This window comes from Micromonospora yasonensis, from assembly GCF_026013475.1.
In the GTDB taxonomy this organism is placed as follows: Bacteria; Actinomycetota; Actinomycetes; order Mycobacteriales; family Micromonosporaceae; genus Micromonospora; species Micromonospora yasonensis.
Genome location: NZ_JAPDPH010000017.1, coordinates 1 through 16,727 on the forward strand (window position 1 = coordinate 1; position 16,727 = coordinate 16,727).

The following is a 16,727-nucleotide window of genomic DNA, read 5'->3' on the forward strand; positions in this document are numbered from 1 at the left end:
GACCGCGCCACCCGAAGACGCGCCGGAGTCGCAACTCAGCCAGTCACCGCACCGGTACGCTAGCGAATCGACGCAACTCGACGCAAGAGTCTCCACAGCGGACCGTCGCCGCGCCCCGACCGGTCAACACCCGGTTAACCTGCGGTGGGGCAGGGGTGACGATACGGACCAGGGATGGCACGCTGTCCGCCGTGAGTTTCGATCTGAGCGTGTGGGCCCTCCCGCCCGGGGCCACGCCCGATGACGTACGGGCAGCGGTGCAACGGTGCCGCGAGGGGTGGCACCGCGAACAGCACCCCGACCCGAGGGTGGTCGGCTTCTACCGGGCGATCACCGGCGCCTATCCGGACCGCCCGGCCCGCCCGGGCACCCCGTGGGAGGTCGCCCCGCTGCACACGGCCGCCGACCACGTCGAGATGAACCTGGTCCCCACCTGTGAGGACCAGGTGCTGCTCGACATCGAGCGGTTGGCCGGCGAGCACGACCTGATGCTCTTCGACGCGCAGGACGGTTCGGTCTACCCGCCACCCACCCGCGTCACCCGCTGATCGCCCCGGTACGACGAGGGGCCCGGCCGTCCGGCCGGGCCCCCGATCCGTCCTGTCCGGACCTACTCGTCGCGCAGGTCGGCTGCGCTGGCCGCGGCCGCACCGATCGAGTCGGCGGCCGAGCCGAGCAGGTCCGCGCCGAGCGCCTGGTCGACGGTGAGCGTCATCAGCGTCTCACCACCGGCCTCCCGGCGGGCGACCTGCATGGCGGCGATGTTCACCCCGGCCTCGCCGAGCAGGGTGCCGACGGTGCCGACCACGCCCGGCCGGTCGACGTAGCGCAGGAAGACCAGAATGCCCTCCGCGCCGATCTCCACGTCGAAACCGTCCACCTCGGTCAGCTTGATGACGTCCCGGGTGCCGGTGTGAGTCACCGTCCCGGAGACGCTGACCGTCCGCCCGTCCGGCAACGCGCCGCGCACCGTCACCAGGTTGGGGTGGTCCACGGTCTCGGCCTGGGTGGCCAGCGCCACCTCGACGCCGCGCTCGGCGGCCAGGTGCGGCGCGTTGACGTAGGTGACCTGCTCCTCCACCACCGAGCTGAACAGCCCCTTGGTGGCGGCGAGCTTGAGCACCGACACGTCGTGGTTGACGATCTCGCCGCGCACCTCGACGGTGACGCTGGCGGCCACCCCGCCCGCCACCGCGGTGAAGGCCCGGCCGAGCTTCTCGGCCAGCGGCAGCAGCGGCCGGACGTCCTCGGCGACCACGCCGCCCGCCTGCACGTTCACCGCGTCCGGCACGAACTCGCCCTGCAGAGCCAGCTTGACGCTCTTCGCCACGGCCAGGCCGGCCTTGTCCTGCGCCTCGTGCGTCGAGGCGCCCAGGTGCGGGGTGGCCACCACGTTGTCGAAGGCGAACAGCGGCGAGGAGGTGCAGGGCTCCTTGGCGTACACGTCGACGCCGGCGCCGGCGACCCGGCCCTCGGCGATCGCGTCCGCCAGGGCCTGCTCGTCGACCAGGCCACCGCGGGCGGCGTTGACGATCCGGACGCCCGGCTTGACGATCGCCAGCTCCTTCTCGCCGATCAGGCCCACCGTCTCCGGCGTCTTGGGCAGGTGGATCGAGATGAAGTCGCTCTCCCGCAGCAACTCCTCCAGCCCGACCAGGCGGACGCCGAGCTGGGCCGCGCGGGCCGGCTGGATGTACGGGTCGTACGCGATGAGGCGGGTGCCGAAGGCGGCGATGCGCTGCGCGAACAGCACACCGATCCGGCCGAGGCCGACCACGCCGACGGTCTTGCCCTGCAGCTCGACGCCGGTGTACTTCGACCGCTTCCACTCCCCCGCCTTGAGCGCGGCACTGGCGCTGGCGGTGTTGCGGGCGACCGCGAGCAGCAGCGCGACGGCCTGCTCGGCGGCGGAGACGATGTTGGAGGTGGGAGCGTTGACGACCATGACGCCCCGCGCGGTGGCGGCCGGCACCTCGACGTTGTCCAGGCCGACGCCGGCCCGGGCGACCACCTTCAGGCGCGGCGCGGCGGCGATCGCCTCGGCGTCGATCTGGGTGGCACTGCGTACGATCACCGCGTCGGCCTCGGAGAGGGCGGAGAGCAGGGCCGGACGGTCGGTGCCGTCGACGTGACGCACGTCGAAGTCGTGTGCGAGCACCTCGATGGCGGCAGGGGCGAGTTCTTCGGCGATCAGTACGACAGGATTCATCGGTCCTCGTAGACGCTCGTATGGGTTCGGCCTGGGGCGACGGGACGCCGCGCTGCGCCCTGCGCTGATCGGTGCCGTGGCCGTCAGGTGCCGATTACGCACCTATGAAGGATCGTAGGGGGCGGTTCGGGTGACGTGTCCCGGACCGTGGGGTGAGGGCCCTCACACAGCGTCGTCGTACGCCGGTCATCCCGCGTTCACCCGGTGCGCGGGGACCGAGGCGTCCGTCACTCGTCCCACCAGGTGAGCGGGCGCCGACGGGTACGCGGCCCGCGACCCGAGCCGGGGAGAGCGTCGGGTCGCGGGCCGCGGGGCCCCTGCGGGAGGACGGTCAGGCGGTCTCGGTGATGGGCCGGTCGACCCAGCTCATCATGGCCCGCAGCTTCTGCCCGGTCTCCTCGATCGGGTGCGCCGCGCCCTCGGCCCGCCACTTGGCGAAGTTCGGCCGGCCGGCCTCGTCCTCGGCGACCCACTCGCGGGCGAACTCGCCGGACTGGATCTCCCCGAGGATCTTGCGCATCTCCTCCTTGACCCGGGAGTCGATGACCCGCGGGCCGCGGGAGAGGTCGCCGTACTCGGCGGTGTCCGAGATGCTGTAGCGCATCCGGGCGATGCCGCCCTCGTACATCAGGTCGACGATCAGCTTCAGCTCGTGCAGGCACTCGAAGTAGGCCACCTCGGGCGCGTAGCCGGCCTCGGTGAGCACCTCGAAGCCGGTCTGCACCAGCGCCGTGGCACCGCCGCAGAGCACCGCCTGCTCGCCGAAGAGGTCGGTCTCCGTCTCCTCCTTGAACGTGGTCTTGATCGCGCCGGCCCGGGTGCCACCGATCGCCTTCGCGTACGCCAGGGCCAGGCCGAACGCGTTGCCGGTGGCGTCCTGCTCCACGGCCACCAGGCAGGGCACGCCCTTGCCGTCGACGTACTGGCGGCGGACCAGGTGGCCCGGGCCCTTCGGGGCGACCATCGCCACGTCCACGTCGGTCGGGGCCTTGATCAGGCCGTACCGGATGTTGAAGCCGTGCCCGAAGAAGAGCGCCTTGCCCGGGGCCAGGTTGGGCGCGATCGCCTCGGCGTACAGGGCGCGCTGCGCGGTGTCCGGCGCCAGGATCATGATCACGTCGGCCTCGGCCGCCGCCTCGGCCGGGGTGAGCACCCGCAGGCCCTGCTCTTCGGCCTTCGGCCGGCTCTTGGAACCGGCCGGCAGGCCGATCACCACGTCGACGCCGGAGTCGCGCAGCGACAGCGCGTGGGCGTGGCCCTGGCTGCCGTACCCGATCACGGCGACCTTGCGGCCCTGGATCAGGCCCAGGTCGGCGTCGTCGTCGTAGTACACCTCAACGCTCATTGACTTCCCTTTCGTACGGCGGCGCCCGGCGGCCCGTCGTGAATCCGTGCGGTGCGGGTCCGGGCGGCGCGGCACCGCGCCGCCCGGGTGGTACTCAGGCGGCGCGCAGCGCGGGCCCGGCGGTGATGGAGCGCGAGCCGCGGCCGATCGCCACCGTCCCGGACTGGACCATCTCCTTGATGCCGAAGGGCTCCAGGTCCCGCAGCAGCGCGTCGAGCTTGTCCTTGGTGCCGGTGGCCTCGATGGTCAGCGTGTCCGGGGCGACGTCGACCACCCGCGCGCGGAACAGGTTCACCGTCTCCAGCACCTGCCCGCGGGCATTGCGGTCCGCCCGGACCTTGACCAGCAGCAACTCCCGGGCCACCGAGACCTGCGAGTCCAGCTCCACGATCTTCAGTACGTTGACCAGCTTGTTGAGCTGCTTGGTGACCTGCTCGAGCGGGGACGACTCGGCGTTGACCACGATGGTGATCCGGGAGACGTCCGGGTTCTCGGTCTCCCCCACGGCGAGGCTGTCGATGTTGAAGCCGCGCCGGGAGAACAGCCCGGAGACCCGGGCCAGCACGCCCGGCTTGTTCTCCACCAGAACGCTGAGGGTGTGCATGGTCATTAGAGCTCGTCCTCGTCGAAGGCGGGGCGGACGCCCCGGGCGAACATGATCTCGTCGTTGCTGGTGCCCGCGGCCACCATCGGCCAGACCATGGCGTCCTTGCCGACCACGAAGTCGATCACCACAGGGGCGTCGTTGATCTCCATGGCGGCGGCGATGGTCTTGTCCACGTCGGCGGCGTTCTCGCAGCGCAGGCCGACGCAGCCGAGCGCCTCGGCGAGCTTCACGAAGTCCGGGATGCGGTGCTTGTGAGTGCCCAGCTCGGTGTTGGAGTAGCGCTCCCCGTAGAAGAGGGTCTGCCACTGTCGGACCATGCCCAGGTTGCCGTTGTTGATCACGGCGACCTTGATCGGGATGCCCTCCAGGGCGCAGGTCGCCAGCTCCTGGTTGGTCATCTGGAAGCAGCCGTCGCCGTCCACCGCCCAGACCGTGGTGTCCGGCTTGCCGACCTTGGCGCCCATCGCCGCCGGGACGGCGTACCCCATGGTGCCGAGGCCACCGGAGTTGAGCCAGGTGTACGGCTTCTCGTACGAGATGAACTGGCTGGCCCACATCTGGTGCTGGCCGACACCCGCCACGTAGATGGTGTCCGGGCCGGCGATCTCGCCCAGCCGCTTGATCACGTACTGCGGGGAGAGGGTGCCGTCGGCCGGCTCCTCGTACCCCAGCGGGTAACGCTTGCGCAGGTCGTCGAGCTGGGTCCACCAGTCGCCGAGGTCAGTGGCCGGGCGAGCGGACCGCTCGGCGGTGACCGCGGCGATCAACTCGTCGATCACGTGCCGCGCGTCGCCGACGATCGGCACGTCCGCGTGCCGGTTCTTGCCGATCTCGGCGGGGTCGATGTCGGCGTGCACCACGGCGGCGTCCGGGGCGAACGAGTCCAGCCGCCCGGTGACCCGGTCGTCGAAGCGGGCCCCGAGCGCGACGATCAGGTCGGCCTTCTGCAGGCCGTAGACCGCGGCGACGGTGCCGTGCATGCCGGGCATGCCCAGGTGCTGGCGGTGCGAGTCGGGGAACGCGCCGAGCGCCATCAGGGTGGTGACCACCGGGATCCCGGTCAGCTCGGCCAGCCGGCGCAGCCCCTCGGTGGCCCCGGCCTTGAGCACGCCGCCGCCGACGTAGAGCACCGGGCGGCGGGCGGCGGTCATCAGCCGGGCCGCCTCGCGGATCTGCTTGCCGTGCGGGTGCAGGGTCGGCCGGTAGCCGGGCAGCTCCAGGGTGGGCGGCCAGACGAAGGTGGTCGGCGCCTGCAGGACGTCCTTGGGGATGTCCACCAGCACCGGGCCGGGCCGGCCGGTCGAGGCCAGGTGGAACGCCTCGGCGAGCACCTGCGGAATCTCGTCGGCGGTCTGCACCAGGAAGTTGTGCTTGGTGATCGGCAGGGTGATGCCCTGGATGTCCGCCTCCTGGAAGGCGTCCGTGCCGATCGACGGCCGGGCGACCTGGCCGGTGATCGCCACCAGCGGCACCGAGTCCATGTACGCGTCGGCGATCGGGGTGACCAGGTTGGTCGCGCCCGGGCCGGAGGTCGCCATGCAGACGCCCACCTTGCCGGTGGCCTGCGCGTACCCGGTGGCGGCGTGCCCGGCGCCCTGCTCGTGGCGGACCAGGATGTGCCGGACGTTGGAGTCGTAGAGCGGGTCGTACGCCGGCAGGATCGCGCCGCCCGGGATGCCGAAGACGACGTCGACGCCGAGCGCCTCGAGCGACCGCACCAGCGAGCCGGCGCCGGAAACCTGCGCCGGGGCGGCCTGCCGTACGGCCGGGGCGGCCGGGGCGGACCCGTTGCGGGGGGTGGGGGCGTGGTCGGTGTCACCCGCCGGCTCGGCGGCCGGGCGGGCTCGCCGGGCGGAGTGGGCGAGGGTCTCTGGCGTGGGTCTCGTCATGGCGGTTCAGGCCTTCGGCTGGAGTGGGTGATGCGCTTCACAGGTTGGGACGGCGGACGTCCCGGCGATGGTCCGACGGCAACAAAAAAGCCCACGTGCAGATGCACGGGGCCAGCGCACTCTCGATGAGGGAGAGTGCGCTCAGGTAAGTACTCGCAGCGACCGGTTCGACGACATGGGGCTAAGCCTGACGCATCTCACGCGATGAGTCAACTGATCCCACATTTTGGTTCACGGACCTGGGCGTGTCGGGCCTCGACACGCTCTCGGCGGCCGGTGCGACCTGCGAAGATCCCTCGTTCGAGGGACGCGGGACAGGCACCGACGGGGGTGGATTGGACCGGAGCCGGGGCAGTAGCGGCGACGGGCCGGGCCGCACCGGCGGAGCCGGCGGGGGCGGGGGCAACGTGGCCGGCCGCGCGCCCGGCGAGCTGGCCGCCTCCAGCATCGCCTCCAGGTGCTCGGCGGGCACCCCCCAGCCGAAGAGCGCGCCCTGCCCGAACCGGCAGCCGGCCGCGACCACCGCGGCCAGCTCGGTCGGGTTGGTCACCCCCTCGGCGATCACCTCCAGGCCGAAGTGGTGCCCGAGGCGCATCACGATGTCCACCATCGGGGCGAACGCCGGGCCGTCCCGGCCGACCGGTCGGACCGGCTCGTGCTCGGCGACCAGGCCGTGGTCGATCTTCAGGATGTCGATCGGCAGCCGGCGCAGCTGGCCCAGCGAGGAGTAGCCGGCGCCGAAGTCGTCCAGCGCGATCCGCACCCCGGTGAGCCGCAGCGCGCTGAGCCGGCGGATCAGCTCGTCCAGGTCGGTGGCGACCGCCTGCTCGGTGACCTCCAGCACGAGCCGCTGCGGCGGTACGTGGTGGGCGCGCAGCGCGTCGGCGACCTGGACCACGTACTCCGGGGCGTGCAGCTCGCGCGGCGAGACGTTCACCGAGACCCAGACGTCGTGGCCGTCGGCCAGCCAACGGGAGAGCTGGTAGCAGGCCTGGTGCAGCACCCACGCGCCCAGCTTCGAGATCATCCCGCACTCCTCGGCGAGCGGGATGAACTCGTCCGGCCGGACGTTGCCCAGCTCGGGGTGGTGCCAGCGGAGCAGCGCCTCCGCGCCCACCGGGCGGACCGACGGCAGCGAGGCCACCGGCTGGAAGGCCAGCCGCAGCTCGTCGCGCTCGATCGCCCCGCGCAGCTCGTGCTCCAGCACGGTGCGCCGGCGCAGCAACTGGTCGTACGTGGCGTCGTAGCGCTCGATCCGGTTCTTGCCCCGCTGCTTGGCGTAGCGCAGGGCCAGGTCGGCGTTGCGCAGCAGCAGCTCGACGTCCGTCTCCCCGGCGTTGGCGGCCACCCCGATGCTGACCGAGAGGAAGACCGGCCCCTCCGCCTCCTCGTACGGGCGGCCGAGCACCCCGAGCAGCCGCTCGGCGACCGGGCCCGGGTCGCTCCCGCCGTGCGTCAGCACCGCGAACTCGTCGCCGCCGAGCCGGGCGGCCAGGTCCCCGGGGCGCAGGTTGCCGCGCAGCCGCCGGCCCACCTCGGCCAGCACCGCGTCGCCGACGTCGTGGCCGCGCATGTCGTTGACGTTCTTGAAGCCGTCCAGGTCCATGCCGAGCAGCACGCACGGCACCCCCGCCTCGGCGCACCGGTGCAGCGCCCGCAGCAGCCCGCGTCGGTTGGCCAGGCCGGTGAGCGGGTCGGTGTGCGCCAACTCGCGGAAGTGCGCCTCCCGCTCGGCCAGCCGGCCGGCGTAGCCGCGTACGTCGTTGAGGGCAAGGTACTGCCGGGCCACCAGAGCGAAACCCTCGACGCTGCCGGCCACGATCCCGTACGCGTCGAACCGGCCGCCCTGGACGAGGTGGTACATCGCCGAGGCGGCCATCGCGAACATCGGCACGAAGGCGTACCCGCCGTCGCGCCCGATCAGGTCGACGTCCACCTGCCCGGGCAGGTCGACCCGGTGCACGGCCAGGGCGACGGCGAGCAGGCCGGCGGCGAGCAGGGCCGCACCGGTGGCCGCCATGCCGGGGCCCGCCTGGCAGAGCCCGCCGGACAGGCCCAGCCCGCCGCCGGTCACCCCGGTCACCCCGGCGCCGAGCAGGGCGAGCCGGCCGCGCGGCGGCACGGCCCGGAGCACCATGATCAGGGTGAGCCCGGCGGCGAGCGCGGCGGTCACCGTGGCCAGCACGATGGGTACGCAGGCCACCGGGGTGACCGCGCCGAGCAGCCGGGTCGGCTCGGTGAAGACCACCCAGCCCACGAACCAGAGCGCGGTCGCCATGATCAGGCCGTCGAGCAGCACCCGCGCGGTGGCGGCCCGGGTGACCGCGGTGCCGAGCAGCCGGAGCAGGGCCACGCCGACGGCGACCCCGCTGACCGTGGTGCCCACCGAGACCAGGGTCGCCCAGCCGGTCCGCTGCCCCTGCTGGTGCGCCCAGTTGTCGCTGGCGGCGAGCGCGCCGGCCAGCCCGGCCAGGAGGCTGAGCAGCGCACCCCCGGCGGCCGCGGCGAGCAGCGCGTACGCCCGCCGGTGCGGCCCACCCCGACGGCGGGCCGACGCGGCCAGCAGCGCGGTGGCACCGGCGGCGACCAGCCCGCTCAGCGCCGCGGCGGCGAGCATGCCCGGAGGGAAGTGCACGACGTCAACTGTGCCGGATGTACGCACCCCGTGGGGCGCCGGGTGCGCAACTGTTGGGACACGGTCCGCGCGTCCTGGGGTACCCGCGGCGGGGGTGCCAGACTGGTGTGCATGCCTGAGCTGCGGTCGAGGACCTCCACCCACGGTCGGACGATGGCCGGCGCCCGGGCCCTGTGGCGGGCCACCGGGATGACCGACGACGACTTCGGCAAGCCGATCGTCGCCATCGCCAACAGTTTCACCCAGTTCGTACCCGGTCACGTACACCTCAAGGACCTCGGCGGCCTGGTCGCCGACGCGGTGGCCGAGGCGGGCGGGGTCGGCCGGGAGTTCAACACCATCGCGGTCGACGACGGCATCGCGATGGGACACGGCGGGATGCTCTACTCGCTGCCCAGCCGCGAGCTGATCGCCGACGCCGTGGAGTACATGGTCAACGCGCACTGCGCGGACGCGCTGGTCTGCATCTCCAACTGCGACAAGATCACGCCGGGCATGCTGCTGGCCGCGCTGCGGTTGAACATCCCCACGGTGTTCGTCTCCGGCGGCCCGATGGAGGCCGGCAAGACGGTGGCGATCGAGGGGATCGTGCATTCCAAGATCGACCTGATCGACGCCATGATCGCCTCGTCCAACGAGTCCGTCACCGACGACCAGCTCGGCCAGATCGAGCGCTCGGCCTGCCCGACCTGCGGCTCCTGCTCCGGCATGTTCACCGCCAACTCGATGAACTGCCTCACCGAGGCGATCGGCCTGGCGCTGCCCGGCAACGGGTCGACCCTGGCCACCCACGCCGCGCGCCGCTCGCTCTTCGTCCAGGCCGGCCGCACCGCCGTGGAGATCGCCAAGCGCTGGTACGACGAGGACGACGCCTCGGTGCTGCCCCGCGCGATCGCCACACGGGCCGCCTTCGACAACGCCGTCGCGCTGGACGTGGCGATGGGCGGCTCGACCAACACCGTGCTGCACCTGCTCGCCGCCGCCCGCGAGGCGGAGCTGGACTTCGGCGTGGCCGACATCGACGCGATCTCGCGGCGGGTGCCCTGCCTGGCCAAGGTCGCGCCGAACTCGCCCCAGTACCACATGGAGGACGTGCACCGGGCCGGCGGCATCCCGGCCATCCTCGGCGAACTGGACCGCGCCGGCCTGCTCAACCGGGACGTGCACGCGGTGCACTCCCCCGACCTGAGCCGGTGGCTGGCCGACTGGGACGTGCGGGGCGGCTCGGCGACGCCGGAGGCGATCGAGCTGTTCCACGCCGCCCCGGGCGGGGTGCGCACCACCGAGCCCTTCTCCACCACCAACCGCTGGTCGTCCCTGGACACCGACGCGGCCGGCGGCTGCGTCCGGGACCGGGAGCACGCGTACAGCGCCGACGGCGGGCTGGCCATCCTGCACGGCAACCTGGCGCCGGACGGCTGCGTGGTGAAGACCGCCGGGGTGCCCGAGGAGTGCCTGACCTTCCGCGGCCTGGCCCGGGTCTTCGAGAGCCAGGAGGCCGCCGTCGAGGGCATCCTCAACAAGTCGGTCGCCGCCGGGGACGTGGTGGTGATCCGGTACGAAGGCCCGAAGGGCGGCCCCGGCATGCAGGAGATGCTCTACCCCACCTCGTTCCTCAAGGGCCGGGGGCTGGGCCGGTCCTGCGCGCTGCTCACCGACGGCCGGTTCTCCGGCGGCACCTCGGGCCTGTCCATCGGGCACGTCTCGCCCGAGGCGGCCTCGGGCGGCCTGATCGCGCTGGTCCGGGAGGGCGACGAGATCGTCATCGACATCCCCGCCCGGTCGATCCACCTGGACGTGGCGGACGACGTGCTCCAGGCACGCCGGGTGGAGGAGGAGAAGCGGGACCGCCCGTACACCCCGGCCGACCGGCAGCGGCCGGTGTCCGCCGCGCTGCGGGCGTACGCCTCGATGGCCACCTCGGCCAGCGACGGCGCCTACCGGCGGGTGCCGGAGTGAAAGGAGGGGCACCCTGTTAACACCTACGGCATAGCAGGGGCCCCTTCTTAACACCTTTCCCGGTAGGGTCCGCCGTCGTGGAGACGACGGTGAGCTACGCGCGACTGATCCGACCGGTCATCGACCGGGTGTACGTGGCCGCCCGGTGGGCGGCCCGGCCCCGGATGGAGGCGTTCTACGCCGAGCGCGGCGTGGACCTCGGCTACGAGAACAGTTTCTTCTCCGGGGTGCTGGCCCGGCCGATGCCGGCCGACGCCCTCGCCGACGGGCTGATCTACACCGACGGCGACATGAGCCGGGAACTGGCCCAGGGTGTGACCAAGGTGGACGCCGAGGGCACCTGGCACCTGACCGAGCTCGGCCGGGAGCTGGCGCTCTTCGCCCAGCGGGCGACCGCCGAGGCCGCCGAGGAGCTCTGGTCTTCCGGGCCGAGCATGCTGCCCGGCCTGGCCGCGGTGCCGCGCCTGGCCGAGCTGGTCGGCCGGGTGCTGGAGCACGGCCTGGCCACCGGCGGGCCAGCCTTCCGCGCCATGACCCCGCCGTACGAGCCGGACGACGCCTCGCCGGCGATGCTGCTCACCACCCGGCTCGGCTCGCTGCGCCACCATCGCGCCGACGCGCACCGGGCGGCGTGGCGGGCCGCCGGGCTGACCGCCGACGGGATCAGGGCGCTGCCCGACGGGCCGGAACGGGCGGCGATCGAGGCCGAGACCGACCGCCGCGACGAGCCCGCGTACGCGGTGCTCAGCGAGGCCGAGCGCGAGGAGCTGCTCGCCGGGCTCGGTGCCCTGCCCGGCTAGGGCGAGACGGTGAGGACGTCGGCGAGATACCCGTCGACGTCCGGCTCCGCCGGTCGGCGGAGCACGTGCCGGATCCACGCCTCCCGCTCGTGCTGGACCACCGCCAGTTCCCAGACACAGCCGACCGTCGGCGTGGTGAGCAGCCTGAGCCGGTCGGGCCGGTCGAGCGGGGCGCGCAGGTAGCGCTGGTAGAGGTCGTAGCCGCGCACCCACCAGTCGACCAGGGCGAAGCAGGCCGGCCGGGCGTCGTGGGCCACCACGAACCCGAGGCCGTGGGCGCCGTCCGCGTCGGGCTCGGGAAGCAGTTCGGCCGCCGCGCGCCAGACCGCGTACACCAGGGCGGGCCGGGGCGTGTCGGCGCGGGCCGCGATGCCGTACGCCTTGAGCCGCCAGCCGCGGATCGTGCGAACCCCGAGCGGGCTGACCGGACGGGGGCGGTACGGCGGCACGTCGATGGAGGTCACGCATCCGCACCCAGGGTCCGGGCCGGGGTACCGCCCAGGGCGACGGCGCGGGCGTGCCGGATGGCGGCCGGGGTGTCCGGGAAGACGAGGCCCTCGCGGCGCAGCTCGTCGGCGACGCCGAGGGCGCTGAGCACCTGGTCGTGGCCGGGGGTGATGCCGGAGAGCAGCACGGTGATCCCCCGGCCGCGCAGCCGGTCGATCGCGTCACCGAGCACCTGCGCGCCGGTGGCGTCGATGGTGGACACCCGGGACATCCGCAGGATCACCACCCGTACGTCGGCCACCTCGGCCAGTTCCAGCAGGAAGGTGTGCGCGGCGGCGAAGAAGAGCGGCCCGTCCAGCCGGTACGCGACGATGTGCTCGGCGAGCAGGGCGTGCTCCTCGGCGCTGTGCTCGCCCTGGTCGAGGGGCACCTGCTCGAGCCGGGCGCTACGGGCCACCGCCCGCAGGGCGAGCACGACCGCCACGGCGAGCCCGACCGCCACCGCGGTGACCAGGTCCCAGATCACGGTGACCGCGAAGGTCAGCACCAGCACCACCGCGTCGGCCCGGGTGGCGCGCAGCAGCGCCCTGAGCGAGCCGGCCTCCACCATCCGGACGGTGGTGGCGAGCAGCACCCCGGCCAGGGCGGCGAGCGGGATGCGGCCGACCAGCGGGGCGGCGGCGAGCACGATCGCGGCGAGGGCGACGGCGTGGGTGAGCGCGGCGAGCTTCGAGGACGCGCCGGCCCGCACGTTCACGGCGGTACGGGCGATGGCGGCGGTGGCTGGGATGCCGCCGAAGAGCGGGGCGGCCAGGTTGGCCAGGCCCTGTCCGAAGAGTTCGCGGTCCGGGTCGTGCCGCTGGCCGACGGTCATCCCGTCCGCCACGGTCGCGGAGAGCAGGCTCTCCAGCGCCGCGAGGGCGGCCACCGCGACGGCACTGGGCAGCAGCGTGCCGACCGCGCCGAGGTCGAGGAAGTTCAGCGTCGGCGCGGGCAGCGCCTGCGGCAGGGTGCCGATCCGGACCAGGTCGACCGGGGCCAGCTCGGCGAGGACGGTGGCGGCGGCCACCCCGAGCAGAGAGAACGGCACGCCCGGCCGCCACCGGGCACCGAGCAGCATGAGCGCCGCCACGCCGAGCGCCACCGCGACGGCGGCCGGCCGGGGGTGTACGGCGAACCGGGCGACCGCGTCGGCGGCCACCGCCCAGACCTTCTCGCCTCGGGCGTCGGTGACGCCGAGCGCCGCCGGTACCTGTTGCAGCGCGATGACCACAGCGATGCCCGCCGTGAAGCCCTCGATCACCGGGGTCGGCAGGTAGCGGACGTACCGGCCGAGGCGGGCCAGGGCGAGCGCGATCAGCAGCAGCCCGGCCAGGGCGCCGACCATCAGCACACCCTCGGCGCCGAAGCGCTGCACCACCGGCACCAGCACCACGGTCATCGCCCCGGTGGGGCCGGAGACCTGGAGGTTGGAGCCGCCGAAGATCGCCGCGACCGCCCCGGCGACGACGGCGGTGACCAGGCCCGCCCCGGCGCCGAGCCCGGAGGTGACGCCGAAGGCGAGCGCGAGTGGCAGCGCCACCACGGCCACGGTGAGCCCGGCGAGCAGGTCGCGCCGGGGTGAACGGCGCACCGCCGCCCAGTCGGCCCGGCCGGGCAGCAGCCCGAGGATCCGCTCCCCGACCGCGGCCAGCGCCGTTCCGCCGGCCCGCTGTGCCCGCTCGACCGTCCCGCTGCTCACCGGTCGGTCCGGGAGGCGCGCAGCTCGTCGAGGAGGGCGTCCCGGTCGGTGAGCACGGCGCCGAGGATGCGCCGCCCGGCGGCGAGCAGGTCCGCCACGTCGGGGGTGCTGAGGGAGTACATGACCAGTGCCCCGTCCCGGTACGAGGTGACCATGCCGGCGCGACGGAGCACGGCGAGCTGCTGGGAGAGGTTGGACGCCTCCACGTCGTTGGCGGCCAGCAGGTCGCGGACCGGCTTCGGCCCGTCCTGAAGCAGTTCGAGCACCCGGATCCGGACCGGATGGCCCAGCGTGCGGAACAGCTCCGCCTTCGCCTGGTACAGCGGCACCGACACGAAGATCCCTCCCCAAGGTCGCTGAAGACTTTAGCACTTGCAGAAATCTTCAAGCCGACGCCGGTCGGTGCCGGGACGGTCGGAGCGTGCGCGAGGAGAGGCGGCCGGTTTCCCGGCGGTCACCCCGCCGAGCCGACCGTCACCGTGAAGGCCTCACCCCGTCCCTGCGGTGATGTCGTTGACACAGCGCAGCACCGGGCGGCGGGTCAGCGCGGCGGGATCGAGCGGGACGTCCGCCCGCACGGTGAACGCCGCCGATTCCCCGGGCAGCAGGGTGACCAGCGCCTGGTCCACCTCCGCCGACGGGTCCAGCCGGTCCGGGAACAGCGTCAGGTCGCGCAGCACCGTCCGGGCGGCCACCCGGACCAGTTGACCGCCGTCGACCGGTTCGACCGTGGCGTCCAGCTCGGCCGCCGGCCACTCGATCTCCCGGTCCTCGGCGAAGAACCACAGCGCCCGCTCCGTAGCGTCCCAGGGCTCCGCGACCAGCAGCTCCCGCCGGGCCTCGTCCGGCCGCGCCAGCTCCGGCGGCAGCGCCAGCACCACCGAGGAGTACGCGGGGACGTCGAGGTCGACCGAGGTCGTCGCCCTCGGCTCCCCGGCCAGGGTGAGCCGGGTGACCATTGCCCCCGCCTGCCACGCCGCGCCGGTCTCGTTCACCGCCACCAGGGCCAGCCCGCCGTCCCGGGGCTGCACGGTGAGCAGCCGGTCGGCGTACGCGCGGCGCAGCGCGTACCAGAGCGGCTTGCGCCGGCCGTCGCCGTCGACCGCCGACCAGGAGGTGACCGGCCAGCAGTCGTTGAGCTGCCAGACGATGGTGCCCGCGCAGACCGGCCGGTGCGAACGGAAGTGCTCGACCCCGAGCTGGATGGCCCGGGCCTGGTTGAGCTGGGTCAGGTAGTGCCAGTCGTCGAAGTCGGCGGGCGCCGGCAGGTGGGCGTCCAGCCCGCGCTGGAGTTTCCGGTCTCCGTCGACCGCCTTCTGGTGGTGGGCCATCCCGGGCGAGTCGTGGACGAGCGGCTGGTCCGAGATGGACCGCCGCAGGGTCGCGTACGTCGGGGGCGCCTGGTAGCCGAACTCGGCCACGAAGCGGGGCACGTACTCGCGGTACTTCGGGTAGTCGTCGGTGTTCCAGACGTCCCAGATGTGCGTGGTGCCGTGCGCGGGGTCGTTCGGGTGCACGTCCTCGCTGCCCGACCACGGGCTGCCCGGCCAGTACGGCCGGGTCGGGTCCAGCTCACCCACGATCTCGGGCAGCAACTCCAGGTAGTAGCCCCGCCCCCAGGTCCGTCCGGCCAGCGGTTCCTGCCAGCCCCAGTCGTGCCAGCCCCAGATGTTCTCGTTGTTGCCGGTCCACAGCACCAGCGAGGGGTGGCCGGCGAGCCGGGTGACCTGCTGCCGGGCCTCCGCCTCGACCTCGGTACGGAACGGCTCCTCCTCCGGGTACGCGGCGCAGGCGAAGAGGAAGTCCTGCTGCACCAGCAGGCCCAGTTCGTCGGCCAGCTGGTAGAAGTCCACCGACTCGTACCGGCCACCGCCCCAGACCCGGAGCAGGTTGACGTTCGCCCCGACCGCCTGGGCGAACCGCTCGGCCAGGCGCTGCCGGGTGACCCGGTTGGGGAACGCGTCGTCGGGGATCCAGTTGACGCCCCTGACGAACACCGGCACGTCGTTGACGTGCAGGGTGAACGCGGAGCCGTGCGCGTCGGGGGCGGTGTCCAGGCGTACCGAGCGGAAGCCGATCCGTCGGGACCAACCGTCCAGCACCCGGCCGTCCTCGGCGTGGAGGGTCACCGTTAGGTCGTACAACGGCTGCTCGCCGTACCCGACGGGCCACCACAGCTCGGGGTCGCGGACGGTGAGGGTGGCCACGGCGGTGCGCTCCCCCGCCGGGACGGTGACCTCGACGGCCGCGCCGGCCACGGTGGCGTGCACGGCGAGCGGCACCTCGGCCGCCCGCTCGACCTCGACGTGCAACTCCACCCGGCCGGTGTCGCCGGCGACGGTGACCAGCGGGCGGACCGTCGCCAGCCGGGCGGCCGACCAGGCGTGCAGCCCGATCTCCTGCCAGATGCCGGCGGTGACCACGGTGGGTCCCCAGTCCCAGCCGAAGTTGCAGGCGGTCTTGCGGATGAAGTGGAACGGCTCCGGGTACGCGTTGGGCCGGTCGCCGAGCCGGTCCCGGTGCGCCTCGGCATAGCGGTACGCCGAGTCGAACCGGACGGCCAGCGTGTTCGCGCCGGGCCGCAGCAGCGGGCCGACGGTGAACCGGTAGCCGCGGTGCTGGTTCTCGGTGCGGCCGACCTGCGTGCCGTTGAGGGTCACCGTGGCGACCGTGTCCAGCCCGGCGCAGACCAGGTCCACCCGCTCGTCGTCCCCGGGCTGCCAGGCGAAGGTGGTCTCGTAGACCCAGTCGGTGCGCCCGATCCAGCCGAGCCGGTTCTCGTTGTCGTCGACGAACGGGTCGGGGATGAGGCCGGCGGCCAGCAGGTCGGTGTGCACGCAGCCGGGTACGGTGGCCGGCACCGCCCGGTCGGCGACCTCCGGCGGCACCCGCGGCCCGGGTACGGCCCGCAGCACCCACCCGTCGTGCAACGCTCGCTGACTCACGACTTCACCGCGCCTTCCATGATTCCGCGGACGATCTGACGTCCACCGATGAACAGCATCACCAGCAGGGGGCGGTGTCCTTGGTGTGGCCGAGCATCCACGTTGAGCGAGAGGCCGGCCTTGAGATCGAGAGACGTTGACTGAACCGGA

Annotated in this window: 12 protein-coding genes; 3 read left to right on the forward strand and 9 right to left on the reverse strand. The window is 73.3% G+C overall.

Annotation, left to right across the window (positions count from 1 at the left end; translation table 11 throughout):
• The first annotated feature begins 191 nt into the window (after nt 1-191).
• Entirely contained in the window at nt 192-548 is a 357-nt protein-coding gene (locus ONA70_RS06045) for a hypothetical protein (RefSeq protein ID WP_265005340.1), read from the forward strand.
• Nucleotides 549-610: 62 nt separating this feature from the next.
• Here ONA70_RS06045 and serA read toward each other — a convergent pair whose 3' ends face one another.
• The 5 genes from serA to ONA70_RS06070 all read right to left on the reverse strand — a co-directional run bounded on the left by serA (nt 611) and on the right by ONA70_RS06070 (nt 8,667).
• A complete protein-coding gene (gene serA, locus ONA70_RS06050; RefSeq protein WP_265005341.1) occupies nt 611-2,209 on the reverse strand; it encodes a phosphoglycerate dehydrogenase in 1,599 nt (532 codons plus the stop codon).
• 331 nt (nt 2,210-2,540) lie between these two features.
• Nucleotides 2,541-3,554: a ketol-acid reductoisomerase gene (gene ilvC / locus ONA70_RS06055; RefSeq protein ID WP_265005342.1), complete on the reverse strand. Its 1,014-nt coding sequence runs from the start codon at nt 3,552-3,554 to the stop codon at nt 2,541-2,543.
• 94 nt (nt 3,555-3,648) lie between these two features.
• Nucleotides 3,649-4,164, reverse strand: a complete 516-nt coding sequence (gene ilvN / locus ONA70_RS06060; RefSeq protein WP_265005343.1) for an acetolactate synthase small subunit — start codon at nt 4,162-4,164, stop codon at nt 3,649-3,651.
• Nucleotides 4,164-6,050: an acetolactate synthase large subunit gene (locus ONA70_RS06065; protein ID WP_265005344.1), complete on the reverse strand. Its 1,887-nt coding sequence runs from the start codon at nt 6,048-6,050 to the stop codon at nt 4,164-4,166. Before ONA70_RS06065 ends, ilvN begins: the two co-directional genes overlap by 1 nt.
• 181 nt (nt 6,051-6,231) lie before the next feature.
• Nucleotides 6,232-8,667, reverse strand: a complete 2,436-nt coding sequence (locus tag ONA70_RS06070; RefSeq protein WP_406601152.1) for a putative bifunctional diguanylate cyclase/phosphodiesterase — start codon at nt 8,665-8,667, stop codon at nt 6,232-6,234.
• A gap of 129 nt (nt 8,668-8,796) precedes the next feature.
• On the opposite strand from ONA70_RS06070, the gene ilvD reads away from it, so the two are divergent.
• Nucleotides 8,797-10,644, forward strand: a complete 1,848-nt coding sequence (gene ilvD / locus ONA70_RS06075; protein ID WP_265005346.1) for a dihydroxy-acid dehydratase — start codon at nt 8,797-8,799, stop codon at nt 10,642-10,644.
• A 77-nt stretch (nt 10,645-10,721) separates the two neighbouring features.
• Nucleotides 10,722-11,444 carry a hypothetical protein gene (locus tag ONA70_RS06080; protein WP_265005347.1) on the forward strand — a complete coding sequence of 241 codons (723 nt, stop codon included), beginning with the start codon at nt 10,722-10,724 and terminating at the stop codon, nt 11,442-11,444.
• Here the strand turns inward: ONA70_RS06080 and ONA70_RS06085 are convergent.
• The 4 genes from ONA70_RS06085 to ONA70_RS06100 form a co-directional block, all read right to left on the reverse strand.
• Complete coding sequence (locus ONA70_RS06085; RefSeq protein ID WP_265005348.1) at nt 11,441-11,908, reverse strand: hypothetical protein; 468 nt, start codon at nt 11,906-11,908, stop codon at nt 11,441-11,443. The genes ONA70_RS06080 and ONA70_RS06085 overlap by 4 nt on opposite strands.
• A complete protein-coding gene (locus tag ONA70_RS06090) occupies nt 11,905-13,584 on the reverse strand; it encodes a SulP family inorganic anion transporter (protein WP_265005381.1) in 1,680 nt (559 codons plus the stop codon). The genes ONA70_RS06085 and ONA70_RS06090 overlap by 4 nt, the downstream gene beginning before the upstream one ends.
• 44 nt (nt 13,585-13,628) lie before the next feature.
• Nucleotides 13,629-13,967 carry an ArsR/SmtB family transcription factor gene (locus ONA70_RS06095; protein WP_265005349.1) on the reverse strand — a complete coding sequence of 113 codons (339 nt, stop codon included), beginning with the start codon at nt 13,965-13,967 and terminating at the stop codon, nt 13,629-13,631.
• A gap of 153 nt (nt 13,968-14,120) precedes the next feature.
• On the reverse strand, nt 14,121-16,577 hold the full coding sequence (locus ONA70_RS06100; protein ID WP_265005350.1) for a glycoside hydrolase family 2 protein: 2,457 nt from the start codon (nt 16,575-16,577) through the stop codon (nt 14,121-14,123).
• Between the last annotated feature and the right edge of the window lie 150 nt (nt 16,578-16,727).

Excerpts from the sequence above, each read along its gene's own strand:
- serA (WP_265005341.1), bottom strand. The coding sequence starts at position 2,209 with ATGAATCCTGTCGTACTGATCGCCGAAGAACTCGCCCCTGCCGCCATC.
- ilvC (WP_265005342.1), bottom strand. The coding sequence starts at position 3,554 with ATGAGCGTTGAGGTGTACTACGACGACGACGCCGACCTGGGCCTGATC.
- ilvN (WP_265005343.1), bottom strand. The coding sequence starts at position 4,164 with ATGACCATGCACACCCTCAGCGTTCTGGTGGAGAACAAGCCGGGCGTG.
- ONA70_RS06065 (WP_265005344.1), bottom strand. The coding sequence starts at position 6,050 with ATGACGAGACCCACGCCAGAGACCCTCGCCCACTCCGCCCGGCGAGCC.
- ONA70_RS06070 (WP_406601152.1), bottom strand. The coding sequence starts at position 8,667 with ATGCTCGCCGCCGCGGCGCTGAGCGGGCTGGTCGCCGCCGGTGCCACC.
- ilvD (WP_265005346.1), top strand. The coding sequence starts at position 8,797 with ATGCCTGAGCTGCGGTCGAGGACCTCCACCCACGGTCGGACGATGGCC.